The organism is Desulfonatronovibrio magnus, from assembly GCF_000934755.1.
GTDB lineage: Bacteria > Desulfobacterota > Desulfovibrionia > Desulfovibrionales > Desulfonatronovibrionaceae > Desulfonatronovibrio > Desulfonatronovibrio magnus.
Map to the genome: position 1 here is coordinate 1 of NZ_KN882176.1, position 25,519 is coordinate 25,519.

General features: G+C 48.1%; 20 protein-coding genes. 17 read left to right on the forward strand and 3 right to left on the reverse strand.

Translation table 11 applies throughout. The annotated features are described in order from the left end of the window. Positions 1-299: DUF8371 domain-containing protein (locus LZ23_RS24755; protein WP_045215608.1), on the forward strand; the 299-nt coding region annotated here is incomplete at its 5' end. 575 nt (positions 300-874) lie between these two features. Beyond that, positions 875-1,615, forward strand: coding sequence for a VCBS repeat-containing protein (locus LZ23_RS15390; protein ID WP_045215610.1), 741 nt, complete (start codon positions 875-877; stop codon positions 1,613-1,615). 300 nt (positions 1,616-1,915) lie between these two features. Here the strand turns inward: LZ23_RS15390 and LZ23_RS15395 are convergent, their stop codons facing one another. Both LZ23_RS15395 and LZ23_RS15400 read right to left on the reverse strand, forming a co-directional pair. Further along, on the reverse strand, positions 1,916-3,256 hold the full coding sequence (locus LZ23_RS15395) for an L-lactate MFS transporter (RefSeq protein ID WP_045215612.1): 1,341 nt from the start codon (positions 3,254-3,256) through the stop codon (positions 1,916-1,918). A gap of 125 nt (positions 3,257-3,381) precedes the next feature. Further along, a complete protein-coding gene (locus LZ23_RS15400; RefSeq protein WP_045215614.1) occupies positions 3,382-3,756 on the reverse strand; it encodes a hypothetical protein in 375 nt (124 codons plus the stop codon). A 184-nt stretch (positions 3,757-3,940) separates the two neighbouring features. On the opposite strand from LZ23_RS15400, the gene LZ23_RS15405 reads away from it, so the two are divergent. From LZ23_RS15405 to LZ23_RS15475, 15 genes are all read left to right on the forward strand, one after another. After that, entirely contained in the window at positions 3,941-4,762 is an 822-nt protein-coding gene (locus tag LZ23_RS15405) for a DUF362 domain-containing protein (RefSeq protein WP_045215615.1), read from the forward strand. A gap of 575 nt (positions 4,763-5,337) precedes the next feature. Continuing rightward, positions 5,338-5,826 carry an META domain-containing protein gene (locus LZ23_RS15410; protein WP_045215617.1) on the forward strand — a complete coding sequence of 163 codons (489 nt, stop codon included), beginning with the start codon at positions 5,338-5,340 and terminating at the stop codon, positions 5,824-5,826. 578 nt (positions 5,827-6,404) lie between these two features. Then, positions 6,405-9,059 carry a PAS domain-containing sensor histidine kinase gene (locus LZ23_RS22830; protein WP_198146019.1) on the forward strand — a complete coding sequence of 885 codons (2,655 nt, stop codon included), beginning with the start codon at positions 6,405-6,407 and terminating at the stop codon, positions 9,057-9,059. Between the two features lie 259 nt (positions 9,060-9,318). Continuing rightward, positions 9,319-10,983, forward strand: a complete 1,665-nt coding sequence (locus LZ23_RS22835; protein WP_052507433.1) for a SpoIIE family protein phosphatase — start codon at positions 9,319-9,321, stop codon at positions 10,981-10,983. Positions 10,984-11,044: 61 nt separating this feature from the next. Beyond that, positions 11,045-11,779, forward strand: a complete 735-nt coding sequence (locus LZ23_RS15425; RefSeq protein WP_045215618.1) for a sugar transferase — start codon at positions 11,045-11,047, stop codon at positions 11,777-11,779. 225 nt (positions 11,780-12,004) lie between these two features. Beyond that, positions 12,005-12,346 (forward strand): STAS domain-containing protein, encoded by a 342-nt coding sequence (locus LZ23_RS15430; RefSeq protein ID WP_052507434.1) that lies wholly within the window; start codon positions 12,005-12,007, stop codon positions 12,344-12,346. After that, on the forward strand, positions 12,343-13,779 hold the full coding sequence (locus tag LZ23_RS15435) for a nucleotidyltransferase family protein (RefSeq protein ID WP_045215620.1): 1,437 nt from the start codon (positions 12,343-12,345) through the stop codon (positions 13,777-13,779). Before LZ23_RS15430 ends, LZ23_RS15435 begins: the two co-directional genes overlap by 4 nt. A 14-nt stretch (positions 13,780-13,793) precedes the next feature. Further along, positions 13,794-14,765, forward strand: coding sequence for a glycosyltransferase family 2 protein (locus tag LZ23_RS15440; protein ID WP_045215622.1), 972 nt, complete (start codon positions 13,794-13,796; stop codon positions 14,763-14,765). A gap of 22 nt (positions 14,766-14,787) precedes the next feature. After that, positions 14,788-15,294, forward strand: a complete 507-nt coding sequence (locus tag LZ23_RS15445) for a serine O-acetyltransferase (RefSeq protein ID WP_045215623.1) — start codon at positions 14,788-14,790, stop codon at positions 15,292-15,294. A 99-nt stretch (positions 15,295-15,393) separates the two neighbouring features. Then, the gene (locus LZ23_RS25130; protein WP_045215625.1) at positions 15,394-16,101 is read left to right on the forward strand and encodes a response regulator; all 708 of its coding nucleotides are present in this window, start codon (positions 15,394-15,396) and stop codon (positions 16,099-16,101) included. 11 nt (positions 16,102-16,112) lie between these two features. Next, positions 16,113-17,729: a glycosyltransferase gene (locus LZ23_RS25135; RefSeq protein WP_052507435.1), complete on the forward strand. Its 1,617-nt coding sequence runs from the start codon at positions 16,113-16,115 to the stop codon at positions 17,727-17,729. 17 nt (positions 17,730-17,746) lie between these two features. Further along, on the forward strand, positions 17,747-18,973 hold the full coding sequence (locus LZ23_RS15460; protein WP_045215627.1) for a glycosyltransferase family 4 protein: 1,227 nt from the start codon (positions 17,747-17,749) through the stop codon (positions 18,971-18,973). 371 nt (positions 18,974-19,344) lie between these two features. Next, the gene (locus tag LZ23_RS15465) at positions 19,345-20,271 is read left to right on the forward strand and encodes a glycosyltransferase family 2 protein (protein WP_045215628.1); all 927 of its coding nucleotides are present in this window, start codon (positions 19,345-19,347) and stop codon (positions 20,269-20,271) included. A 2-nt stretch (positions 20,272-20,273) separates the two neighbouring features. Then, entirely contained in the window at positions 20,274-21,515 is a 1,242-nt protein-coding gene (locus tag LZ23_RS15470; RefSeq protein ID WP_198146020.1) for an SLBB domain-containing protein, read from the forward strand. Between the two features lie 267 nt (positions 21,516-21,782). Beyond that, a complete protein-coding gene (locus LZ23_RS15475; RefSeq protein WP_045215630.1) occupies positions 21,783-24,014 on the forward strand; it encodes a GumC family protein in 2,232 nt (743 codons plus the stop codon). A gap of 346 nt (positions 24,015-24,360) precedes the next feature. On the opposite strand, the gene LZ23_RS15480 is transcribed toward LZ23_RS15475, so the two are convergent. Continuing rightward, on the reverse strand, positions 24,361-25,392 hold the full coding sequence (locus LZ23_RS15480; RefSeq protein ID WP_045215631.1) for a glycosyltransferase: 1,032 nt from the start codon (positions 25,390-25,392) through the stop codon (positions 24,361-24,363). Positions 25,393-25,519 lie beyond the last annotated feature (127 nt).

Below are 25,519 nucleotides of genomic sequence, written 5' to 3' on the forward strand. Positions count from 1 at the left end.
TGCAGCGCATCATCAATTCCGGTGGCCGGATAGACCGGGAAATGGCCACAGGTCGTGGTCGCATTGATGTGTGCATCCATTATGAAAATCAGCGTTACCCCTTAGAAATCAAAATCCGAAAAGACGCCAAGACCCTGAAAGAAGGCCAAAAACAACTAACCCGCTACATGGAAACCCTGGGCTGCCACGAGGGCTGGCTAGTTATCTTTGACCGGCGCGTAAAGCCCTCCTGGAAAAGCAGACTGTTCTGGAAAACCATCAAGGCTGATCAGCACACGATTCACGCCGTGGGGTGCTGAAGTTTTGTAACTGCTCAGCTTACCGGAGCATGCCTGTGGCTGAGATTTCGATAATAATTAAATAATTAATCAGCCACCCGCTGCGCTCGACGTATAGGCATTTAAGGCAGATTGAATATTTTCCTCCTGGCGGCTTGTCAGGAGGAAAGAATGCTAATGTCTGAGGGCGAGATAGAGTGCTGATCTGCAGGTGCAGGCATCTTTTCTATGGGCCGGTCGCTTGCGGAAAATAATCGAGTGTCTGTCTTTTAAGTAACTTCTTCTTCTAAGTAACTAAAACCAAATTAGTAATAAATTCAAAGCATTATGCTTTTACCATAAAGATTGCTTCGGTCGCTTAGGTTCCCTCGTGGGTGACAGGTTTTCAGCAACTACATCCCTGACAGCTCAGGTGTCATTGCGAGCGAGTCTTCGAGCGCAGCAATCTCAAACGTGTTGAGGCTAATTTTTTAGTTACTCACAAGTTCGGTCCCGGTCCCCCCGGGTGAGGAGCTTACAAGTTAGAGGCACTTGCAGGAGTCTGGCCTGAACATGGAACGTGGCATTATGATCTGCCTTCCGATGACTGGCAGTGGTTGACTGCAGCAGCAGATCAGATAGCCATTGGTGATATTGATGGCAACAGCCAGGGTGATTTGATTGGTGTCTGGGAAAGCGGTACATGGATTAAATCATCAGCAATCGGCCAGTGGTCGCTCCTGACCCGTTACTCTCCAGCGAGCAGTTTGGCTGCAGGTGATCTGCATGGCAACAGCCGCGATGATATTCTGGGCAGTTGGTCCAGCGGTGTGTGGTCCTGGAGCAGTTTTGTAGAAGACTGGAACCTGGTGACTTCTTATCCAGCACAATTGCTGACAACGAGCAGGTATAATCATGGTACAGGTGATGCGCTGGCAGGAGTCTGGGATTCAGGCCTGTGGCTGTGGGAGGGAGATGAATGGAACCTTCTGACGGAAATCCGGCCCTCTGCAATAGCCCTTGGAGATCTGACAGGTGATGGTCGGGCTGAAGTGATTGGCAGCTGGTCCAGTGGCGTGTGGTACTGGAACAGTTCAGATGAACAATGGACTCGGATAACTCATCATCCATCCAGCCTTTTAACTGCGGGTGATCTGACAGGCAATGGCCGCGATGAGGTGGCAGGGGTATGGGACAGCGGAATCTGGTTTTATCGTCTTCCCGAGGTTTTGTGGGAGCATGTCACAGAAGCTGTTCCTACGGCTGTAACTTCCGGACGAATAAGTTCTGATTTAGCTGACCAGGGCCAGGCCTACGAGGCTCTTTTTATCTCTGATGAAATAATTAGTGCACCATAAAATAACTGAAAAGACTGTAGATTAGTTTTACAGAAATCAGCGTAACAAAATAACAGCCGGGCCGGAATTAAATTTCCGGCCCGGCTTTTTTGTGACTTTCAACAGTGTGTAATGCATAAGCTCGCAGACTCAATCAATGCAAAGCTTGCAAACTCACAGGATTCAGTCCCCGGGTGCCCGGGTGAGGAGCTAAGAGGACCCATGTTTCCGATGTCCAATGTCCAATGTCCAATGTCCAGTGTCCAGGATTTTCAGCCTTGAACCTTGTACCTTCAGCCTTCAGCCTTCAGCCTTCAACCTTCAGCCTTGAGATTTTGTGGGAGGTTTAAGCAAAAGGGACAGTCCTGCTGCAAAAATGCAGGCTATTCCAGCTATAGTAAAGGATGTTGACCAGGTAGATATATCCCCGGCTCCTGCAGCGTCTCTGAAGTATCCGGCAATCTGCGGTCCGGCCACCCCGGCCAGTCCAAAAGACAAAAATATCCATCCATAATTGGTGCCCAGATTTTTGCTGCCGAAATAGTCTGCTGTGGCAGCAGGAAACAGGGCAAAATTGCCTCCAAAATTGAAACCAATAATCGCCGCAGCCAGAATAAAGCTGCTTACAGCAGTGCCCATTTCAAAAAATACCAGCATGATGAATGCTTGAAAGCAGCACATCATAAGTAAAGACCATTTCCTGCCGAGACGATCAGAAATTCCACCCCAGATAACTCTACCGAGACCATTGAATATGGCGTACCAGGCCATGGCTGTACCTGCTATGGCTGCAGCCTGGGCCGGACCATCAACAGCTTGTGCCGCCTGCAGCGCGTCAATACCGAAAAGACTTATGCTGTAAATAACCATCAGACCTGCCAGGGCAGTGCTGAAAAACATTATCCACAACATATAAAACTGTGGCTTGCCCAGCATTTCTCTTGTAGTGAACTCTAAATTGCTTGACTCAGCAAAGGGTTGCTCTTTGGACTGGGTTGGATGGGAAATACTCTGGGGAGCATAGCCCTCAGGGGGATTTAACATTACCATGCTGCCCAATGCCACGAAAATCAAAAATATCAGGCCATAGATTAAAAAGACAGACTGAACGCCCGGCAATGAAAACAGGCTGGTAGTATAAAGCAAACCTCCAAACCAGCTTCCGGCAAGCTTCACCCATAATGTGGCCCCAAAACCAAAGCCTGCCACAGCAATGCCTGAAATAAGACCTTTTTTATCAGGGAACCATTTAATGCCAACAGCAATGGGAACAACATAAGCCATGCCAATGCCTGCGCCGCCAATCACTCCAATGAAAAAGAGTTGCCCCAGGAAAGTGCTGCCCAGGAGGCCTCCGAGAATATAACCAGTTCCAAGAACCGTTCCTCCGGCCAGAGCAATAATTCTTGGGCCAAATTTGACCTGAAGCCTTCCAGCAATGATCATACTCACAGCAAAGCACAGCAAACCAACAGAAAAGATCCAGGCAGCCTGCTGGGCAGTGAAACCGTATTCTCCTCCCTGGGATACCGACAGGGTTAATAACCCGGTAAAAGCGCTCCAGGCATAAATTGTTCCAAGACAGAACTGTATGATGATGGCTCCGGCAACAACGAACCACCGTCTGTTGCCTTGAGCAAGAAAGTCTGATAATCTGTGCATAATGTCCTTATTAATAATTGTTGTTGCAGAGTTGATGCTCGTGCTGGCGAATCAGTTGAGCTATCAGTTTTGAGGTCACATATCAAGTTGTGGTTCTCAGTGTTTGGAATAAACTTTTAAGCCCTTTAGAGGCGATCCACCCGGGGGCAGGGAGCGAAGCTGTGAGTAACTGTCTGTAAAGTGGAGCCTGCATCCTGCAGGCTATTTAATTCCAGGCGGCTGGAAGCCGCCTCCACCTTGAAGAACAGTCCCATATACCACTCGTTCCCAGGCTCCAGCCTGGGGGCGTTTAGTTCTTGCGGCTCCAGCCGCTTCTTCAAAATTGGCTGGAGCCTGGGAACAAGAAAATCAGCCTTAGCACGAGATTGCTTCGCTTCGCTCGCAACAAGGATTGCCGCGCTCGCCCCAGTTGAATGGCTGCGCCTACACTGGGTGTATTCAACGAGGTAAAAAGACTCGCTCGCAATGACACCTGAGCTGTCAGGGATGTGGTTGCTCAAAATCTGTCACCAACGAGGGAGCCCAAGCGACCGAAGCAATGTGTATGGTAAAACTGTAATGCTTTGATTTTATTATAAAAATGGTTTTAGTTTCGTGTAAATGATAAACAAACAGAAAACTCTAACTGTCTGAATTTGTTTCAAAATTTAGATTATTTTATGACATGAAAAAAAGAGGTAGTATATGATACCAAAAAATACCATTAGTGTGGTAGATTTTATTGATTACTCAAAAAGTTTAGAGGTATGTCTTGATCAAATAGAAACAGGCAGTGTATTCAGGCGGCGCAAACTCATTATTATCAAGCCAAACTTAGTGAACGCGTCTCCCTTCCCCATAACAACTCCAACCGCTATTGTTGCATCTTTAATTGATTATATAAGAAAGAATTCCAAAGCACGGGTAGTAATTGCAGAAGGCTGTGGAGATGCCTGTCTGGATACTGGGGAGATATTTTCACGGCTGGGTTACACTCGCTTGTCCAAGGAAATGAATGTCGAGCTCATTGACTTGAACAAATCAAGCCTTGTCCGGCTTCATAATCCTGAGTGCAGTGTTCTGCCTGAAATATATCTTCCCAGGCAGACCATGAAAGGTTTTTTGATATCAGTGCCTGTGCTCAAGCGCCATTCACTGGCCCAGGTTACTTTATCCATGAAAAATATGCTGGGTCTTGCTCCGCCAAGTCATTATCAGCAGGGTGGAAGCTGGAAAAAATCATTTTTTCATGGTCAGATGCATCGTTCAATTTTTGACCTTAACCTTTACCGCAAACCTGATCTGTCCATTATTGACGCAACAGTCGGTATGGCTGAGTATCATTTGGGGGGCAGAACATGTGAACCTCCGATAAATAAACTTGTTGCAGGCTTTGATCCAGTTGCTGTAGATTCCACGGGTGCACATCTGTTGGGCCTTCACTGGAAAGAAATCCCGCATATCTGCATGGCGCATGGTGTACTTGGTCATGCACTGGAACCAGGCAGTACTGATGTGCTGATTTAAAAGATGCTGAAATGAGTAAGTTTTTTGTAGCAGTTTAGCCATTTGCATGTGGCACGGCTTCCTGCCCGGAGGCATACAGCCCGGAGGGGGACTGGCTCTCCCAGCCCTTGTTTTATTAAGTCTGTGTTTTACATCAACAAAAAACAAGGGCTGGTCTTGCCTGTCCCCTGCTTTCCTTAGAAGCTCCTCACTCGGGCGGCCCGGGACCGAAACTGTGAGTAACTAAAAAATCAGCCTTAGCACGTTTGAGATTGCCGCGCTCGAAGACTCGCTCGCAATGACACCTGAGCTGACAGGGATGTGGTAGCTGAAAACCTGTCATTGCGAGGGAGCCTAAGCGACCGAAGCAATCTGTATCGTAAAACCGTAATGCTCTGAATTTATTGCATATACGTTTGTAGTTACTTAGAAGGGCTAAACTATTACAGTTTTTTGCTGCTGTTAGATCCTTGTTTAAATTTGGTTGTGGGCACAGTCTGCATTAGCTTGATGCTGGTGTGTAAATTTTCAATTTATTGCTTTAGATGCCAGCACATAAGTTTCGCTGCAGTGCTATTGTAACAGGAGGAAGATGTATGATAAATAAGTTTTTAGTCTTAATGTTTATGACTGTTGTATTTTCAGGTATTTCAGGGTGTTGTCCCTGGAAAGACAGCTCAGTTGTGCTGCCAAAGATTGATGATGAAGGTACAGTAATGCCTTCAAAACTTGCGGGGCCTTTTCGCTGGGAGCTTTATTTTATTAAAAGCGAGCAGGTGGATAAACAGCCTGACGGGCAAAGAGTGCCATATATCAGGTTTGATGAGGAAAAAAACCGGGCCTTTGGGTTTTCAGGGTGTAACCGATTTACCGGAGGATTTACAGCAGGTAAGGATAGCAGCCTGACCTTTTCACACATAGCATCCACCAAAATGGCCTGTAAAGATATGCATATTGAGCAGAAATTTCTTCAGGTTCTAAGTAACACCCGAAGCTATAAATTTATTATTCAGGGTCGACTTCAGCTTATCGGACATGATTCCGATGTACTGGCTGAGTTTGCAGCAATTATTTCTGAACAGTGATCCTGAATATCTGTTGACATCTCAGCAGATCGTCTGGTGAGAAGCCAACAACAAGGAACCAAGAACCAAGAAACAAGAACTATCAACACTCAAGTTGTCCTGTTTATGTTCTGAAAAAGAGTATACATTTTTTTCCATTAGAAAGAAATCAGTTTTTTGATAGGGATCATGTAGATATACAGATATGCCCTGAGCCAATATCATGGAGCCGACACAGCAGGCCCTGATGCAGAAAAGGGGTGAGAACATGTCCGGGGTATTGTGTGATGGCTTAGCAGGGTGTTGAATAAGTTATTATCAGGCAGGTGATTTAATTGTGCAGGGCAAGATACAGATTTATTTAAAAAGTTCCGCTCAGGTCCAGGTATAGAACCTCAATTTTACCCTTGTAATACACTTTAAAGAAATATACTTAACAGTTAGCAGCTTAGCCCTTTGTGTGTGTGGAGGGGGACTGGCTCTTTCTTAAACAACTGGGAGCATTTTAAACAGGAAATCTTACATAAATTGGCACCTTGTCAAAACCGGGGTGTGGACTGCCCCGGGGAATGGTTTTTACTGAAAGAGGAGATGGGTCTTTGAAGGGAGATCTGCATCAGGAAATTCTTCTGGAAATGGCTCTGTCCATCAGCGGCGAGTTTGAACTGGAAGTGCTGCTCAAAAATTCTCTTCCAATTTTTCTGCGCAAACTTAATTGCAGCCTGGCCGGAGTGGTTCAGCAAGATGTTCATGTCCTGCATACAAGCCTGGTATTACCAAGGGTCATGCATGACCAGCCTTTATGGGAAGATTTGGTCAATGCTCTTATTCAAAAGGCGGCCAGCCAGGATCAAGATAATTTTGTGGAGGTACTGAAGCGAGAACAGGGGCTTTATTATGGCTTCAGTCTTTCCGGCTTTGGAATGCTCATCCTGGGTCGTAAAACTGTATTTGACCCTGCATTTCTCAATGAATTGAAACATATTATAAAAATGCTGTCCAGAGCATGCAGAGCCTGTATGGAGGCTTTGCAGCGCAGACAGGCAGAGCAGACTTTACAGATGGTTCAAGCTCAGCAGAAAGCTTTGCTGGATAATCTGCCTTTTTCAGCCTGGCTCAAAGACACTCAGGGAAATTATCTCGCGGTTAACGAGTTCTTTTGCCGCGAAAGTGGTCTGTCCCGGAAGGATATCCTGGGTAAAAATGCCCTGCAGGTCTGGCCGGAATCCACTGGACGGCGCTATGTGCAGCAGGACACCAGAATAATGCAGAGCGGTGATAAAATGAACTGGGAAGATTTGATCCAGGAACAAGGCAGCAAAAAATGGGTGGAATTCTACAAGACTCCGATATTTGATTCAGATGGCAATATAGTTGGGCTTTGCGGATTCAAGCGGGACATTACCGAAAGAAAGCGCATGGAAGAGTCTCTGCGCAAGAGCCAGGAGCTTTACAGAGGAATAGTGGAATCCCAGACGGACATGGTGGTTCGAGTTGATGAAAAGGGACGTTTTACCTATGTCAATGATGCCTATTGTCAGGCCTTTGGAAAGACCAGGGAAGAACTTATCGGCAGTACCTTTATGCCTTTGATACACAAAGATGACCTGGAACCGACCATGGAAGCAATGAAGCTGCTTGAGGTTCCTCCATACCGTGCATACATGGAACAGCGTGCTAAAACTGTGCATGGCTGGCGCTGGCTGGCCTGGGAGGATTATGCCATCAGGGATAAAGAAGGCAGGATATCCGAAATCCAGGGGGTTGGAAGGGATATTACGGCTCAAAAGGAAGCTGAAAAAGATCTTAAAACCAAGGCTGACTTAGAAGCGGTCATAGCCAGGATATCCTCAAGATTTGTAAACCTTGGTGCTGAAAACATCGATGAAGCGATACTTTCCAGTCTTCGTGAAATGGGCGAGTTTCTAAGCATGGACAGAGTTTATGTGTTTGAGTTTGAAACCAGCCGCACCATGTTGAATAGTACTTACGAGTGGTGCTCTCCAGGTATTGCTTCCCAGTCGCAATATCTCCAGAATGTGCCGGCAGGCGTGGTTTCTTCCTGGATGGAAAAAATGTTTTTTTTTGATGATGCCCTTATTGAAGATGTCTCTAAGGTGACCATGCTGGATACTGCAAATGATTTAAGTCTGCCGGAGGAGGAATGTGCACCCTCCATTGTTGTGCCTCTGATCTGGGAAAGTTCCCTTGAGGGATTTATCTGTTTTGATTCAAAGGACCAAAAACAGGATTGGAACGATAAGGGAGCCGTGCCTTTTTATATGCTGGCAGGCATTCTTGTGAACTCCCTGAAGCGCAAAGAGACTGAAGAGCAGCTTCGCCAGAGCCGCAATGAACTGCGCCATCTGAACGCCACTCTGGAACAGAAAGTGGAAGAGCGCAGCCGTCAGCTGGGAGAAGTCCAGCAGAGGCTGATTCTTGGAGAAAGGATGGCGGCTATTGGTCAGCTCGCTGCGGGAATAGCCCATGAGCTCAACAATCCTGTTGGATTTGTTTCCATGAATTTTGAGACTCTGCAGGAAGAGATTCAGATTATCGTTGAGGTTGTACAAAGCTACAAAAAGGCATTGGGGGCAGTACCCGGCTCCCGGGAACAGGAAAGACTTCTGTCCCAGGCATTTGAGCTTGAAAAAAAATATTCTCTGGATTTTGTTTTGAGCGATCTGGATAAGCTTTTTGAGCAGTCCAGGGATGGATTCCAACGCATTTCAAAGATTGTTAACAGCATGCGCAATTTTTCCAGGAGTGACTCTGGAGAAGAATTTATATTGTTTGATCTTAACAGAGGACTTAGAGATACTCTGGTCCTGGCTCATAACAATTATAAGAATCATGCCGAAATTCAGACCGAACTTAATGCTATACCCGAGATAGAATGCGTACCCGGGGAAATTAACCAGGTATTTTTAAATATTGTAGTTAACGCGGCCCAGGCCTTAGAAGATGCCCATATGCCCCGGCCAGGGACTATTAAAGTTCGCACATGGGCTGATGATAACCATGTATACTGTGATATTTTTAACGATGGCCCTACAATTGAAGAGGAAGTCCGCAAGCGTATATTTGACGCTTTTTTTACCACCAAACCTACCGGCAGGGGGACAGGACTGGGGCTGAGCATTTCTTATGATATTATTGTCCGCAAGCATAATGGAATTTTAAGTGTGGACAGCAATGAACAGGATGGCACTACGTTTCACATTGTTCTGCCGGTCAGGCAAAAGAGAGGTTAGTCGTTATCTATAGCAGTCTTCGTCCGCAAACTGGTCATGGGATTCTGATCTACTTCAGTAACTTCAAAAAAAACTGGACCCCGGATCAAGTCCGGGGTGACGGTTATTGCAGGTTTTTAATCTTTAGAGTCATTCCGGCGAAAGCCGAAATCCAGGTTTTGATGGGTATAAGTTACTCCCAGGTTCGGTCCCAGATCACCCGGGTGAGGAGCTTACAAATTATTTACACAGGGTTATATTAAAAACACAGAGTCAGAATATGCGAGAATCTATAGAAGCACGGAAAATTGATGGTCTTGAAAGCATCAACCTCTTATTTGTGGATGATGAGATAGCAATACTGGATTCATTGAAGCGCCTTCTCATGAGAGAGCCCTATGGGAAATTTTTTGCAAATTCTGCAGCCGAGGGTCTGGATATAATCGAAGCTGAAGATGTGCATGTAGTAGTTTCTGATGTAAAAATGCCTGTAATGGATGGCATGACCTTTTTGAAGGAGGTACGCAGGCGCAAGCCGCAGATAGTGCGCATGGTTTTAAGCGGTGCAGCTGACCTGGATCAGATCGTGGACTCCATAAACAATGGAGAGGTGTATCGTTACATCCTCAAGCCAATTCAGATAGTGAAGGAATTCAGGGCTACCCTTCTGCAGGCAGTGGAGCTTTACAATATCAAGCAGCAACGCTTTCAGCTTTTTGAAGAATTGCAGGCCAGCAATACAAAATTGCGGGAATGGCAGCAGAAAATGCAAAAAGAGCTTGGACTGGCCGGTGCTTTGCAGCGCAAGGTTTTATCAGTTGCCCCTTACATCGACTCACAGATGGAGATTTTCAGTGCCTATGAGCCCCATATTTCGGTTGGTGGGGACCTTTTTGATGTGTTCAGCCTGTCCGGAGGCAAAGTCTGTGTTATCATAGGGGACGTGGCCGGTCATGGCGTGGCCCCGGCCATGCTGTCCATGCTGTTGCGGGTTCTGGCCGGTGAAACAGCCCAGGCCATGCATGATAAGGGACCAGCAGCTGTGTGCAATGTCATACACCAGCGTTTTCTGCAATATGTTCAGGATCCGGAGTTTTATGCAACCCTGTTCATGGGCTTTTTTGAGCCGGACATATCTGCCTGGCGCTGCATAAGCTGCGGTCACCCCCAGGCTTTTGTTTATCCTCAAAACCCGGATATTGACTTGAACAAGGGAGTGTATCCTGTCGGCCTGGCCATAGGACCATCAGAAATAGCTGACAGTTCTGATGAAATCATTCTTCCAGTTCATGCGGGAATGAATATCGTACTTTATACAGACGGTCTTGTGGAGTCTCACAAGACATCACCCAATGAAAGTTGCCCAGCAATCGATCTGTCCAAGGTCATCAGCACAACTCTGGAATCAAGAGCTCTTAATCCCGCCAGACGGATTATGGAAAAGGTGCAGGACCATGGATGCGAGCTCAACAATGATGACTGCAGCGTTTTGACTATAAATCATGTGGACATGAAAGATATATTGTGGTCCGGACGAGTGGAGTTGAGCCTGGTATATGCGGAAAAGATCGCCAGGGATATTCATGACCTTTTTTTGGAGCAGGGATGGGCGGATAGTTTTGCCTGGTCTGTTCGAATGGTTGTCCACGAATTTGCTGTGAACATAATTGATCATTCAGGATTGTCTCAAGGACAGGATTTTTACCTGAGTGTGCGTCTGAAGGAAGGCCTGTGCCGGATAGTTTTTCTTGATAAAGGCAAGGAATGGGACTATCTTTCAACCAAATCCTTAATGCACAAAAACCCCCTGTATTCAGAACGCGGCAGGGGGCTTGAAATTCTCAGCCAACTTTGCCGGGATGTTTTGATTTTTCGTCGCTCCGGGGTCAATCATTCACTATTTACGGTCATCAATGATGATGCAGCCTCTATTGTAAAATCATAAAAAAATTTCGGAGACAGCCTCTATGCTACATATTTTTTGGGTCCATTATCAGGGGTAACAAATGAACGAAGAGATATTCAGGGCTCGCAAAGCCCTTTTCAAGGAATTGCAATTGCCTGTTTCCAGGGCAGACATGCACCTTCTTAAGTCCAGGCACCGCATGAAGGTTCTCATGTGGGAACTGAGCCTGGGTGGTCTTTTTTTTGTCAAGCGTATCATGGACGTGATAGGCGTGCTCTTAGGACTGATCATTCTTTCTCCATTTCTCATAATCGTCGCCCTGGCCATTGTCATTGAAGACGGGAGACCTTTTTTGTTTTCCCAGAAAAGAGTAGGATTGAATGGTCGAATTTTTTCATTTTACAAGTTTCGCTCCATGTACAAAGATGCTGAAAAAAGGAAGCAGGATCTCATGGACAGTAATGAATCCCGTGATGGAGTGATTTTCAAGGTTAAACATGATCCCCGTGTGACAAAAGTAGGGCGAATTATCCGGCGTCTGAGCATCGATGAATTGCCTCAACTTTTCAACGTTCTCAAGGGGGACCTGGCACTGGTTGGACCAAGACCACCACTGCCTGACGAGGTTGCTCAGTACAGCCTTGAAGAACGTAAAAGACTGCATGTAAAGCCCGGTCTGACCTGTTTCTGGCAGATCCAGGGACGTTCAGAAATTCCTTTCAAAGATCAGGTGCGCCTTGACCTGCAGTACATTCACAGCCAGAGCATCGCCATGGACCTGTGGATTATCATCAAAACCATTCCGGCTGTTCTTTCGGGCAAGGGGGCGTATTGATAATTGCAAGCCACTTACTTGTAACTTGTCCGCAATCCCATTTAATAAAAAGCATTGGCCCCCGGTCTGCAGCATGATTAACTCTGGGCAGCTTTTTATTTTTGGCCAGGCAGCCATTATGGATATTAAACATGAGACGGATGCTCATCCGTAAAGTCCTATTTTTCCAATCATGAAAACCAGGCAGGCATAGTAGTTATATATAATTTAAGCAGGAGGATACTGATGCAGACATCCAATCCCATTGAAGGCGTAGTCATTGCAAGTGTTCCGTCAAGCACCCTGACAGCTTCCAACGTTGATCCCTTCAGGGAAGATTTCAAAAGGGTCATGGAGGAAAATCAGGGTTTGAAGATTTTGATTTTGGATCTTTCAGAATTAACTTTCATGGACAGCTCGGGACTTGGAACCCTGATTGCTCTTCTTAAAAAGAGTTCCGAGTATGGACAGGAAATAAAACTGGTGGGGCTGAACAAGGAAGTGCGGGTGGTTTTTGAGATTACCCGTGCTTACAAGCTGTTCGATATCTTTGAGACCACGGAAGAAGCTCTTCGGGTGGTTGAGTGAAAGCCGTGATCCATACCGGGGTACCTGCACCCTGGGCTTCGCCGGTAAGCCAGGTTCCCTGGGCTTTGCTGCCATTGGGAAATCGCCCCCTGCTGGAGTACTGGCTTGAGTGGTGCTCGGATTTGAATATCCGGGATATCCGGCTGGTTCTGGATGATGGTGCAGAATTAATCGAAAAGTATGTGGGCTCTGGAGAACCCTGGGGGCTGCAGATCACATACAGTTTTTACCGCAACCAGAATGATCCGGTATCATTTCTTAAACGTTTTTCCATGGAGTCTCTGACAGAAGGACTGCTTCATGTAACTGGTCCGGCATTTCCGCGCAAAACCGGTAAAGAACCTCTGAGTCCCCTGCCCGGGAAAACCTATATTCATGTAAAAGAAGACGCGGCTGCATGTATTTTAAGCCATGATCCCCACCTGCTGCAGGACTGGTACAATCAGGCCAAAAACGGCAAGCTTGTAAACTGGGATGAATTTGAGTCCCTGGGCCGGGAAATTGTACCTCTGGAAAGTCTGAAAGACTTCTACAATATCAATATGAGCTTAGTGCAGGGCGAAGTTGAAAAGTATCTTCGGGCAGGATATTTCTTTCAAGACAACGTAAGTATAGGCTATAATGTAATCACTCCCCCAACAGCCACCTTGTCTCCGCCTCTAATTGTCGGCAATGACTGCCGTATAAGCCCCATGACCGTCATAGGACCCAATGCAGTGGTGGGAAGTCATGTTATGATTGACCGCAATAGTGAAATTTCCGATTCGGTTATACTAAACGGTACTTTTATAGGCCGCGGCATGGAGATACGCTCCAAAATAATTGCAGGCAATACAGTCATAGATCCTTACAGCGGGGCCGTAGTGAACATACCGGATCCCTGGATGGTCAGCAATGTGCAGTCCCTGCCCCGGTTCAGGGATATGCTGCACTCCCTTTTCAGCCGCATGGCAGCCGGAGTTATCGTTATGACTCAATTGCTGCCCTTTGCCCTGCTGTTTGGATGGAAGCTGGCCCAGGGCAGCCGTTTTACCCATCAAAAGGTACAGGGCAGAAAAGGTAAAACGCTTAAACTGCCCCGCTATATCCCGTCAAAATCTTCCGGAGGGATTTCAGAAAGGATATTTATGGCCCTTGGCCTGGACCTCTACCCTCATTTTCTGCTTGTCTTTTACGGACGTTTGTGGCTTTGCGGCCATCGGCCCAAGTCTTTGGAGCATGGTATATCGCCGGAAATGAAACCGGCAGACCGGGGAATTTTTCCTGCGGCCATTACCTATGCTGATCTCAGGGATCCTGATAATGATGCTGACTTAGAGCGAGTGGAAGATCTGTATTACCGCCACCACCGCTCCCTGTGGGAAGACATGCGTATTCTGGGACGTTTTATTATCAGACGCTGGGTGAAGTTTTTCAAAGGCAGGGAAAAATAAAGAGGATTTATATTATGATCTCTGTAGTCATTGTCAGCTATAATACCCGTGATATTTTGCGCCGGTGTCTTGAGGCTCTTTTTGAGAATACGGCCGGAGTGGAAATTCAAGTGCTGGTCGTGGACAACGATTCCAGGGACGGATCTGCACAGATGGTCAGGGAAGAATTTCCCGGGGTCAACCTGACTGCCAACCAGCAAAATACTGGTTTTGCTGCAGCCAACAATCAGGCTTTTGCCCTGGCCCGGGGGGAATATATTTTATTGTTGAATCCGGATGCTTTTGTAAAACCCGGAGCTATTTCCAGAGCAGCTGAATTCATGAGACAAAACCCGGGGTGTGGAGTATGCGGGGGGCGCATTGTTGATCCTGACGGCAGTCTGAATCCCTCTGCCAGACGATTCCCCACATGGTTCTCCAATTTTTGTACGCTTAGCGGGCTAAGCAGTCGCTTTGCAGGATCTTCCTTTTTCAACAGGCACGACTTTGGGGGATTTGCCCACGACAGGGTCAAGGAGGTGGACTGGGTGCCCGGAACTTTTATGTTTCTGCGCAAAAGCATGCTGGATGATATTGGTTTTTTCGACGAGCGTTTTTATATTTACTACGAGGAGACTGATTTGTGTATGCGGGCCAGGAAGGCCGGATGGAAAGTGTACTTCATTCCAGAGGCAGAGGTTGAGCATATCGGAGGGGCCAGCAGTAAAACCCGCAAAGACAAGGCTTACAACAGGGCTTCGGCCCAGGTCATGAATTTCAGGATACGTAGTGAATACCTTTATCTGTACAAATATGGGGGAATGTTTTCGGTTTTGTCTCACGCAGGTCTTGAGATGGGCTGGCATGCCCTGCGCATGGGTGTGAATATGCTGCGAGGCAAAGATGGCAGAGAAAAGCTTGTGGAGTCCGGCACAGTCATCCAGCTCATCCGGCAGGCCCTGCAGGATACCAGTTACGGCCGGCATTCTCCTCCGATTCCATGGTAGTATGACCTGAAAAGGACTGACAATGTTTTTAAGCAATGTACGTCAAGATCTCAAGACCTATAAAGGCGACTGGACCGCCCAGGGATTCTGGGCCATGCTGGTATATCGTCTGGGGCGCTGGCGCTATGGGATACGTTTCAGAATAATCCGGCTGCCTTTTTCCCTTCTTTACAAGGTACTTTTCAAGATGGTGCAGATTTTCTGCGGCATACAGATGCCCTGCGAAGCTCCTGTTGGGCGCAATTTCAGGATTGATCATTTTGGCAATATCATTATCAGCGGCTATGCTTCTTTTGGAGACAATTGTGTCGTGCGCAACGGTGTTACTGTTGGCATCAAAAATGTGGAAGAAAAGAAAGCCCCCAGTATAGGCAACAATGTTGATATAGGTGCCGGAGCTAAAATTCTGGGAAATATAACCATAGGCAACAATGTTTTTATCGGGGCTAATGCAGTGGTTATTACCGATGTTCCAGACGACTGTCTGGCTGTAGGAGTTCCGGCAAAAATCAAATACAGGCGAAATTGATGCACAGGGGAACTTGATGTCCATGACACCTGCAATCCAGTCCCTATGTTGTCAACAATTACCCATGTTACAGAAATCAGTTAACAAATAGCTGCCACTATGACTTTGGAACGTAATTCACAATCATTAGAAAAGCCGCACATCCTGATCGCTGCCAGGGATGCTTCGACGCAATCTCTGCTGTCATCGGCACTGCCGGAAAAGTATCATGTGACTGTGGTGGATTCGGCCGGGGAAGGAGAGCGCATCCTGGCCGCGGAGGGTGTGGGTGCGGTGCTGTGCTCTACTGTTCTTTCAGATATGGCTGGACTGGAATGGCTTGCACAGCTCAAGCGCCGCAATGCCTCGGCAATGCGTATTTTTGTCCCGGAACGTTCCACTGAAGCTCTTGCTGTGGCAGCCGTCAACAAGGCCAACGTGTTTAGATACGTACCCGACCCTACTGATCAGGACCGTCTGCTTGCAGCAGTGGATGAAGCCATTAAGGCTGCCGGACACAGGGCGGGTCCATCATGTATGCGTGAAGCTGTGGGCAAGGTCATCAAGGCTCATACTCTTTGCCGAGGCTCTGAAAAGGGTTGTCTGGTGCAGGCGGAGCAGGATCGGGCGGATGAGCAGCCCACACTCATCAGAAGTTTCAGCACTTATGCAGGCTGGACCAGCATGGGCATTTTGTCCATGGTCTTTTTTCTGCTTGCAGCTCTTTTTATGGGGGTGGGAGTGCTTACCATCCTGTATGTGGTCAAGTCGTTGCTGGGTATAGATCTCATAGATGGCTGGCATTTTACAGATTGGCTGCAACGATAAGGGGAATATGTTTGACAACAGAAAGCATAACATCAGAACAGCATCCGTCTCCAGGTCTGGTGGTTATAGGTCGCAATGAGGGGCATAGGCTGGAACAGTGTCTGAAGTCACTGACAGATCAGGGCAGTCCATTAGTTTACGTGGACTCGGGTTCTACTGATTCCAGCATTGAAATCGCGCGCAGCCTGGGAGCGGACGTGGTGGAACTCGACATGCAGAAGCCTTTTTCCATGGCCCGTGCGCGCAACGCTGGATTTGCAAGAGTTCTAAAGTTGCAGCCAGACACGGCCCTGGTGCACTTCTTTGACGGGGACTGTACAGTAGTCCAGGGATGGGTGCAAAAGGCCATGGACTTCATGCTCAGAGAGCCTGATGCTGCAGCTGTAAGCGGCAGGCGCAGGGAGATGGAGCCGGAAGGATCCATCTACAATGCCATGGCAGACATGGAATGGGACGCCCCTTCTGGTCCTGCAAAGGCCGTGGGTGGGGATGCTCTTTACAGAGTACAGGCCTTTTCTCAAGTCGGTGGATTCAACGAAGCACTTATTGCCGGAGAAGAACCAGAACTTTGCTTTCGTCTGCTGGCAGAAGGCTGGAAGATTTACAGAGTAGAAGGCGACATGACCATGCATGACGCCCAGATTCACAGTTTCAGACAATGGTGGAAAAGAATGATTCGAGGCGGATATGGGTCTTTGGATGTATACCGTCGTTGCAGGCCTGTTGCCGAAAGTCCGGATGATGTTCCTTTCAGTTCCATGGTGCTCAGCGCTCGCATCTGGAGTCTGGGCTGGCTTCTGGGGGCACTGTTTATTGTAATGCTTATGTCATGGGGCTGGGGAGGTACCGGAACAGCACTTGCTCTGTTCATGTCCATGGGGATATGGCTGGCTCAGGCCGGGCGTATTGCCATGAAAACTTATTCTGCTCACTTAGAAAAGCGGAACAGATTTATTTTTGCAATCCTGACCATGCTGGGCAAATGGGCTCAGGCAGCAGGGCATTTGCGTTATTATCTGGATCGTTTCAGGGGCAAAAGTGCGGTCCTTATAGAATACAAGGGATCCCAAAGGCAGTCATCGCCGTGGAAAGCGGACCGGGCCCGTTATCCCAAACGGGCCTTTTTGCGGGAACAATCTCTCTGGGCCATTGCAGTCTACCGATTTGGGAGATGGAATGACGCACGCAGTCCTGGAGTCAGCCGCTGGCTGCTGGACAGAGTTTACTGGTTAATGTTTCGCATAGTGGAGACTCTGACCAGCGTAAGCTTTACCAAGGATACAGTCATCGGTCCGGGGCTGCGGATTTACCATTTTGGAAACATATTTGTACACAACCGGGTTCAAATAGGTGCCGGCTGCACCCTGCGCCAGGGGGTGACCATTGGTAACCGTACCGATGGCGGACCTGTTCCGGTAATTGAAGACCATGTAGAATTCGGTGCCTATGCTCAGGTGCTGGGTGGTATCCGTATTGGAGAGGGGGCCAGGATTGGGGCCATGAGCGTGGTGCTTCAGGATGTTCCCCCCCGGTGCACAGCAGTAGGCATTCCAGCCAGGATTATTTACCCCGCGGAGTTGCCTGCGGGTTCCAGCCGGTCCGCTTCTGACATTGAAGACAAATTCTGAGCGTCATGAGAAAAGATATGCGAATAATTATGATGGCCCCCTGGCTGCCCAAGCTGTCCGAGACTTTTGTATACCGGGAGGTCTTTGGTTTGCGTAAGGCTGGAATAGATGTCCTGACCGCCTCTGTACATCATCCCGGCTCTTCCTGGAGGGATGTGCATCTCAAGGACCTGGCTGAACGAAGCATTCAGGTCTATGGTATGGGAACACTGGCCATGCTGCTGGATGCAGTAATGGAAGCTGCCAGGTATCCAGTTGTCTCTGCCGCGACCCTGAAGACTGTATTGCAGGACGCTATAAAGACTGATGACGTGTCCATGCTCAAGGGACGTCTCAAAATCCTCTGGCAGGGACTTGGCGGCCTGGCCCTGGCCAGGAGAAGCCGCAAGCACAGGCCGGAACATATACATGCGCATATGGCTCACGTGCCCACAACCATTGCCATGTATGCAGCCATGCAACTGGGCACAAGCTTCAGCTTTACCGGACATGCAGCAGATATCTTCCGGGACCGCTCTTTGCTGAAGCAAAAGCTGGAACGGGCAGGTTTTGTGCGCTGCATCAGCTACTGGCACCGGGAGTTTTATAAAGACATCGCAGACAGGCCTGATGAAGAATACCCGGTGGTGCGCTGTGGTGTTGATGTATCCGGGATTGAAAAAAGTAGTGATGTGCCCTCTGGTGATCCGGCATTAATCATGGGAGTGGGGAGGCTGGTGCCCAAAAAAGGATTTGACCTGTTAGTAAAGGCTGTACATGTTCTAAAATCAACCGGAAAGTCTTGCATCTGCCGAATCATAGGCGATGGTCCTGAGCGTGAAAGCTTAGAGTCTTTAACCCGCAGTCTGGGGCTTCAGGATATGGTCATATTTCAGGGATCCATGGACAACAAAGATATACTGGAGATGTTGCCGCAAGCAGATATATTTGTTCTGCCGTGCCGAACCGACGCATCCGGAGACAAAGACGGTATTCCGGTGGTGCTTATGGAGGCCATGGCTGCCGGAGTCTGTTGTGTGAGCGGAGATTTGCCGACCATCAGGGAACTGATATCTTCCGAAAAAAACGGTTGTCTTGTACCCCCTGAAGACTCAGCTGCTCTGGCTGAAACGCTGGAACATCTTCTGCAGGATCCCCGGCACAGGAAAAGCATTGCGGCGGAAGGACACAGACGAATACTGGAAGAATTTTCCCTGGAAATGAATGTCCAGAGATTGAAAACAGCTCTGTTGTCGCAGAAGTAACCAATAATTGATAACAATGTCTTGTTATTTATGACAGGGTTTCAAAAGTAGGTTACGAATAAAAATATATGATTAAAAAAATGTAACTGTTCACCATATTTTCACTTTTGCGTAAAGCCTGCATCCTGATTGGTTTTCGCCATTGCTGCTTGTTTGACCAGCCCTGAGCCCGTTAGTCAAAATCAAGGATATGAAGACGGACTCTCGGCTACGTGAATTAATTGCTGGTTTTGACTTACGGGCTCATGCTGGGAGTTTGCAGCAACAGAAAACCAATCAGGATGCAGGCTGTCCTCACAGCAATGTGAATAGATACAAAAAATTCTGACTATACAGGTGTTAAAATTAATTAAAAAAACGGAGACAAACCCATGCCTGGTTCAAATTATGTATTGATAACCCCCTGCAGGGACGAAGCCGACTATGCCCGTCAATGCCTGGATAGTGTTCTGCAGCAGACAGTGCACCCGGCCCTTTGGGTGATTGTTGACGACGGCTCAAGGGATGAGACTCCTCAGATTCTGCAGGAGTATGCAGACAGGGTGGACTGGATTAAAATTGTGCAGCGTAAGGACCGGGGTAAAAGGGCAGTGGGTCCTGGTGTCATTGATGCCTTTTATGCAGGTCTGGAAACCATTGATCTAAGCCAGTTCGATTACCTGTGTAAATTTGACCTGGACCTGGATATACCTGCGGGGTACTTTGAGACCCTCATTTCCTGGATGCAGCAGGATCCCTGTCTTGGGACCTGCAGCGGCAAGCCGTATTTTAAAAGCAACGGTGACGGACACCTGGTAAGCGAAAAAATCGGTGATGAAATGTCCGTGGGCATGACCAAGTTCTATCGCCGTGAATGCTTCCAGGAAATCGGCGGGTTTGTGCGTCAGGGCATGTGGGACGGCATTGATTGCCACCGTTGCCGCATGCTGGGCTGGATAGCCTGCAGCCGGGATACTGAGGAAACCCGGTTTATCCATCTGCGTCCTATGGGTTCCAGCCAGCAGAATGTATGGACGGGACGGATGCGCCACGGTTTCGGGCAATATTTTATGGGAACTGGGCTGGCCTACATGACCGCCAGTGCCTTGTACCGCATGACCCGTCCTCCGGTACTGGTGGGTGGCCTGGGCATGTGGTGGGGCTATGTGCGCAGCATGCTGGCCCGGGAAGACCGCTACCAGGACCCTGAGTTCCGACGTTTTTTGCGCAGTTATCAATGGTCATCCCTGTTTATGGGCAAGGCCAGGGCCACCAGGAGACTGGATGACAGGTCCAGGGCCATGAAAGGGAGATGCTGAATATGGCAGAAGCGCTTACAAGTCGTTCAAGGCTGCAATTTGTCCACAAAAAAAGATTAAATGAAGGGTTGGAGTGGTATTCATTCAGCTTCTGGTACAGAACAACAGCAAGAATATTGTTGTTTGTACTTGTTTTGTTTGTGTGCGCGGCCTGCTCCGGGCAAAGACCTGTGCCTGGAGTATACGGTCCTGACATAACTGCAGCAGATATGGACCCTGCTGAAGAAGTCGAATATGTGCGGCTTGACCAGGAAATTCCGCCAGATATGTTTGCACCCAAAGGACATGCTTCAATTTCAGAATTTGCTTCAGAAGATGATGTAGAGTCTTTTTCAGATCAAGTTTCTCCGGAGTACCGTCTTGGTCCAGGGGATCAGTTCTCCTTTATTGTCCGGGGCCGTGAAGATATAAGCGTTGAAAACGTTATTGTGTCTCCGGATGGCAGGGTTGCACTGCCTCGCATCGGGGTGATTAAAATCCAGGACATGACTCTGGACGAGGCTACCTTTAACTTGGAGAAAGCTCTGGAAAGATATTATGAATTTCCTGATGTCACTCTGGCCATGGAGAAGTACAACAATAACAAGGTTTATGTTCTGGGCCGCGTATCTAATCCCGGTGCAGTGCATTTCCATGGACAGGGCACAGTTCTGGAGGCCCTGGCTCTGGCCGGGGGATTGCCGGTGGATACCCAGAAGTCTTTCTTAAGCAGGTGTATGATCATTCGCGGCAATGAGATGGTCATGTGGATTGATCTCAGGGGGCTGCTGCAGGAAGGTAATATGGCCCTGAATGCCAGGTTACAGAATAATGATGTGCTTTTCATCCCCCAAAGCGAGGATTCAGTGGCTTATGTCATGGGCGAAGTCCTTAATCCCGGTGTTCTGATGCTGCGTTCTGAAATGACGGTCATGGATGCTTTGATGAATGCGGGAGGCATAACTAAGGATGCCAATCCCCGGGAGGTCTACCTGGTACGCTGGCAAAGGGACAGCAGCCTGGTGCAGGAGATTGATCTGACGGCTTTCGTGCAGCAAGGGGATTTGCGCAGGAATTATGTCCTGCGGGAGGGCGATATTCTTTACGTCAGTCAGCGGGGTATGTCCAGGTTTAATTACTTCATGACCCAGCTGCTGCCTTCTTTTCAGGTAATTGACTTCGGCCTGGAACAGGCTGAGCGCCTTGGGGCAATGCAGGAACTGCGCAGAAAGATATGGGGTCAGGAAGGGTTTGTGGGCAACTGATCCAGTTTCATCCGGGTTTTACTGAATTTTGCTAAGCTGAAAAAAGGAAATAGTTTAGGCCTTTTTCAGGAAATCATGTTGCAGGTACAGCTCGCAACAATCGTTAAATTGAGGCGATAACTAAACTTTTCAGGCTGAAGGCTGAAGAGTTGGAATTTGGAAGTTATTGCTCTTGTCATGATTAAAAAAAATCTGGTTTTTTTGCTACAGGATTGAGGAGGTAAGTTACTAAAAATGCTTGCCCCATTAAACTTTTGAGCTAAGTATATGCAGGACAGCGACATTCAAGCCCGCGACAGTTCTAACAACCCTGAACATGGTAAGAAGAACAAACCATTTCAGCTGATTGCCTTTTCTTTCAGACGGGCACCCCTGGTTTTGTTTGCAGGGGGGATAATCTGCTTTCTGCTTTTCCTTTTGCTCCTGCCCAGGGTCAGCCCCATATACGAAACCCAGTCCATGCTTCTTGTGGATCCAGCCAAGGAAACAACTCTGGCAGGACGGGAACGTGATCCCATTCCAGGTGATATTGGCAAATATACCCGCAACCTCATTGAGAGGATCCCCAGGTATGATGTGCTGGCCACTGCCATTTCCCGCTTAGATGAGGCAGACTATCCAGTTTTTCTCAATCCCGGCCGCCCGGAGGAGGCTAATGTGTACAGTCTCATGAGTCGAATCCGGGTGCGTGAAGTTCACCTGACCTATCTGATTTCCCTGACTATCTCAGCAGAAGAACCTCAAGGTCTTGCACCTGTGTTGAATGAGGTTATGAAGGCCTTTCTGGAAAAAATGGAGCATGAGCAGGAGGGGCAATATGTACGAAGGATAAATTATCTTTCAGTTGAAAAGGAAAGAATTTCAGCCCGTCTGGAAGATGCCCGCACAGACCTTCAGAGACTGGTGGACAGCATGGATTCCAAGAGTTTTCTGCAGGATAATTATACTTCACATATCTATAAGAAAGATATGCTTCAGAGGATGTACCTTGAGGCTGAAGAAGAGCTTTCCAGGAGAGAGTCGTTGCTTGACCAGGCTATTGCCAACAGGGAAGCAATACCTGTACTGGACCTGCAAGCGTTTGCAGACGAAAGGGTTGCGGATAATTTCGGCATTAACCGTATTGAGCAGTGGACCTATGAGCAGCTGCAGGCATTGAGAGCATCAATTGATGGTCTGACACCCGAAAATCCGGATCGGATTTACGTTGAGCAGCGTATGGAGGCCATGGAGGCCTTTCTGGAACAGTATAAACAAAGGGTCAATAAGGAAACCATACGTAATATAAGGGAGAGACAAAAATACGAGCTGAACCTGGACGTGATCCAGGCCCGCACCAGTTACGATGCCTCTGTTAAAAATACCCGGCGCCTGAAAGAGCTTCTGGAACAGGCCACGAGAGAGGCCTCGCAGGTTTCAGAGGCCATTTATCAGGCATCTGCCATCCAGTTTCGCATCGAGCAGCTGCGCGAAAGGCTGACAGCCTTAAACAATCGTATGGATGATGCTGAAATGGTGGCCAAGTCCCCCATACCTGTGGATATAGATAAACTGGCTGTGACCCCTGGGGTGCCGGCGAGAACTAATATTAAGGTTATTTCCATGATGATTCTGGCCCTGGGTTTTGGAAGTGTATTCAGCTTTGTGCTTGTTTTTGACTTTATGGACAACAGGCTCAGGGATCCAGGAGAGGTGGAACAGGCCCTGGGAGGGTCCGGTCCAGCACCCATCCCCTATATGAGCGGCCGTGATCTTCCGCCGGGAAGTTTTTTTGATGCTTCATTAGAGTTGCCGGAACACTCTTCAGTTCTGGCTATACGTTCCCTGGCTGTCCGGATGGAACTGGAGAAGGAAAAGAACGATGCCAGAGTGTTTGCCATTGCCGGACTCAACCCTGAATGCGGAGTGACCTCCCTGGCCCTTAACCTTGCTCATATCCTCCGGGCCGGCAGTGATAAAATTCTTGTGCTGGAGTGTAACCTTCTGAGACCTGGTGCGGCCAGAGTGGAGTCAGGACTTAGTAAAGGCCCCGGGCTGTGGGAAATACTGCAGTCCAGTCAACTGTCCGGATGGCAGGAAGTTGTGCAGGTAGAACCCAGAAGAGCAGTGCATGTTATGACGGCCGGGGATCCCGGGCCGGGTATACCCAACCGCTCGGCCATGCTGAACCTTCTTGATAATGTGCGCCGGGAATATGACCTGGTTATTTTAGATTTGTCTACCATAATTGACGATGAGTTTGCTTATTTTGCAGCAGTGCACTCAGATGCTGTGCTTCTGGTGGGACGTGAGGATGTGAGTCAGTACCGGGATCTGCGCCGCAGTATTGAAATGCTGGTAGATGCCCGGGTGCCGGCTGTCAGTGCAATACTTAACTTTTCCAGACCGAGAAGAGTGGAAAACGTTCGTAATGTACTGCAAAAGCAGATGCAGTTTGTCTCAAGAGTACACCGTTCCATGCATCGTATGGTTCGCAGGAGTTTACGACTTAACAGGTAACCTTTAACTCTAGTGTTATTACCTGGACAATCAGAAGTTTTATTATAATTCTTTGTTTTTGTTAGCTTTTTTGTAATAGTTTAGCCATTAGCATGTGGCACGGGGACTGGCTCTTCTGGGACCCACTTGTCTCAAAAGTGAGACGTTTAAATCATCGGTTGATCCTCAAGTGGGGCCCAGAGTGCCTGTCCCCTGCTTTCCTTAAAAAAGGGCTAAACTATTACGCTTTTTTTAACAATTGAACATATCTTTCGAGCTAAGCCAGGTATCTATCCAAATTTATTGATTTTATTTCTTTCAACCAGGAACGAAGAACCAGGAACTTTGAACTTTCAAGTTATTTAGATTACCAGTTTAGACGGTCCCTGCGCAGGTCTAACCAGGCAGCACAAGTGACGGGGATATTGAACAGTGTCCTGATCAGGGCTGCCGCAAAACCGGTGAAGGAACGCCCGGCCTGCATGGAACGCCACTGATGCAGGGGAAGCAGCACGATGCTGTAAATGTCCTTGAACCTGCTGCTTAATTGTATATTGCCGGCAATGAGGGTGCGCAGCCAGTCCTTATCCTGCTCATTGTTCTGTCTGATGATTTGGGCAGGAAGTAATCCCTGGGACACACATTTGCGTAGATATTCAAACAGGATGATATTGCACAAAGTGCCAGCAATTATTCGTCTTTCATGCCTGAACAGCTTTTTCATGCTCGATTCAGCTTCGTAAAGATGATAGGCTCCTGGGGCCCTCACCAGGGCGTTATTTCGTTCCGGCCGACTGAATCCATCAGTGGTCAGCATGGCCTTTATGAAGCCGTCTTCCACCAAAAGGGGCAGAGGCAGAAAGATATTTCGCAGAGCCTCTGATCTGGCGGCATAAAGTTGTCCGCACAGTTTGGGCGGACCTGCAGCAGATACCCTGGATGCAGCCACCGACAAATGCCCGCGCAGGTCATGGCCTTTGTCCATAGCTATGCTTTTCACCGGTTCATCAACTGATGCCAGGGCTCCGGGATTTTTTTCCAGACTCTTTACCAGCCGGGACAGGGTATCGATTTGGGGCAGACGAATGTCAGCGTCCACCAGGATCAATATTTCAGCATCAGGCCGGGAGTATTCGTGAACAAAAAGGTTCCATGCGTTGTCTTTACCGGCCCTGGCCAGTTCCACAACCCTGAAGTCCCATTTCATGACCGGCTTAATTTTTTCAGCGGTCTTCCTGGCATTTTCAGCGGTCTGATCACTGGAGCCGTTGACCACCACCACTACCTCCAATTGATCTGCCATCCCGGGTATTTTATCCTGGGCGGCAAGGTCCTTCAGGACGGCGGGGATGGTTTGCTCCTCGTTATGAGCCAGTATGCCGATGCTGATCTTGTTCATGTCTGTTATGTCCTTTTGGGAGGGGGGTACACAATACCCTGCTTAAATTTATAATGATGTTTGTATCTGTTCATGCAACTTGTAACCATTCATTGGGTGGTTCACAAGAGAAGAAATACTGGTCAGG

Coding starts and splice junctions, on each gene's coding strand:
- LZ23_RS15395 (WP_045215612.1), bottom strand. CDS start 3,256: ATGCACAGATTATCAGACTTTCTTGCTCAAGGCAACAGACGGTGGTTC.
- LZ23_RS15405 (WP_045215615.1), top strand. CDS start 3,941: ATGATACCAAAAAATACCATTAGTGTGGTAGATTTTATTGATTACTCA.
- LZ23_RS15410 (WP_045215617.1), top strand. CDS start 5,338: ATGATAAATAAGTTTTTAGTCTTAATGTTTATGACTGTTGTATTTTCA.
- LZ23_RS22835 (WP_052507433.1), top strand. CDS start 9,319: ATGCGAGAATCTATAGAAGCACGGAAAATTGATGGTCTTGAAAGCATC.
- LZ23_RS15425 (WP_045215618.1), top strand. CDS start 11,045: ATGAACGAAGAGATATTCAGGGCTCGCAAAGCCCTTTTCAAGGAATTG.
- LZ23_RS15430 (WP_052507434.1), top strand. CDS start 12,005: ATGCAGACATCCAATCCCATTGAAGGCGTAGTCATTGCAAGTGTTCCG.
- LZ23_RS15440 (WP_045215622.1), top strand. CDS start 13,794: ATGATCTCTGTAGTCATTGTCAGCTATAATACCCGTGATATTTTGCGC.
- LZ23_RS15445 (WP_045215623.1), top strand. CDS start 14,788: ATGTTTTTAAGCAATGTACGTCAAGATCTCAAGACCTATAAAGGCGAC.
- LZ23_RS25130 (WP_045215625.1), top strand. CDS start 15,394: ATGACTTTGGAACGTAATTCACAATCATTAGAAAAGCCGCACATCCTG.
- LZ23_RS15460 (WP_045215627.1), top strand. CDS start 17,747: ATGCGAATAATTATGATGGCCCCCTGGCTGCCCAAGCTGTCCGAGACT.
- LZ23_RS15465 (WP_045215628.1), top strand. CDS start 19,345: ATGCCTGGTTCAAATTATGTATTGATAACCCCCTGCAGGGACGAAGCC.
- LZ23_RS15470 (WP_198146020.1), top strand. CDS start 20,274: ATGGCAGAAGCGCTTACAAGTCGTTCAAGGCTGCAATTTGTCCACAAA.
- LZ23_RS15475 (WP_045215630.1), top strand. CDS start 21,783: ATGCAGGACAGCGACATTCAAGCCCGCGACAGTTCTAACAACCCTGAA.
- LZ23_RS15480 (WP_045215631.1), bottom strand. CDS start 25,392: ATGAACAAGATCAGCATCGGCATACTGGCTCATAACGAGGAGCAAACC.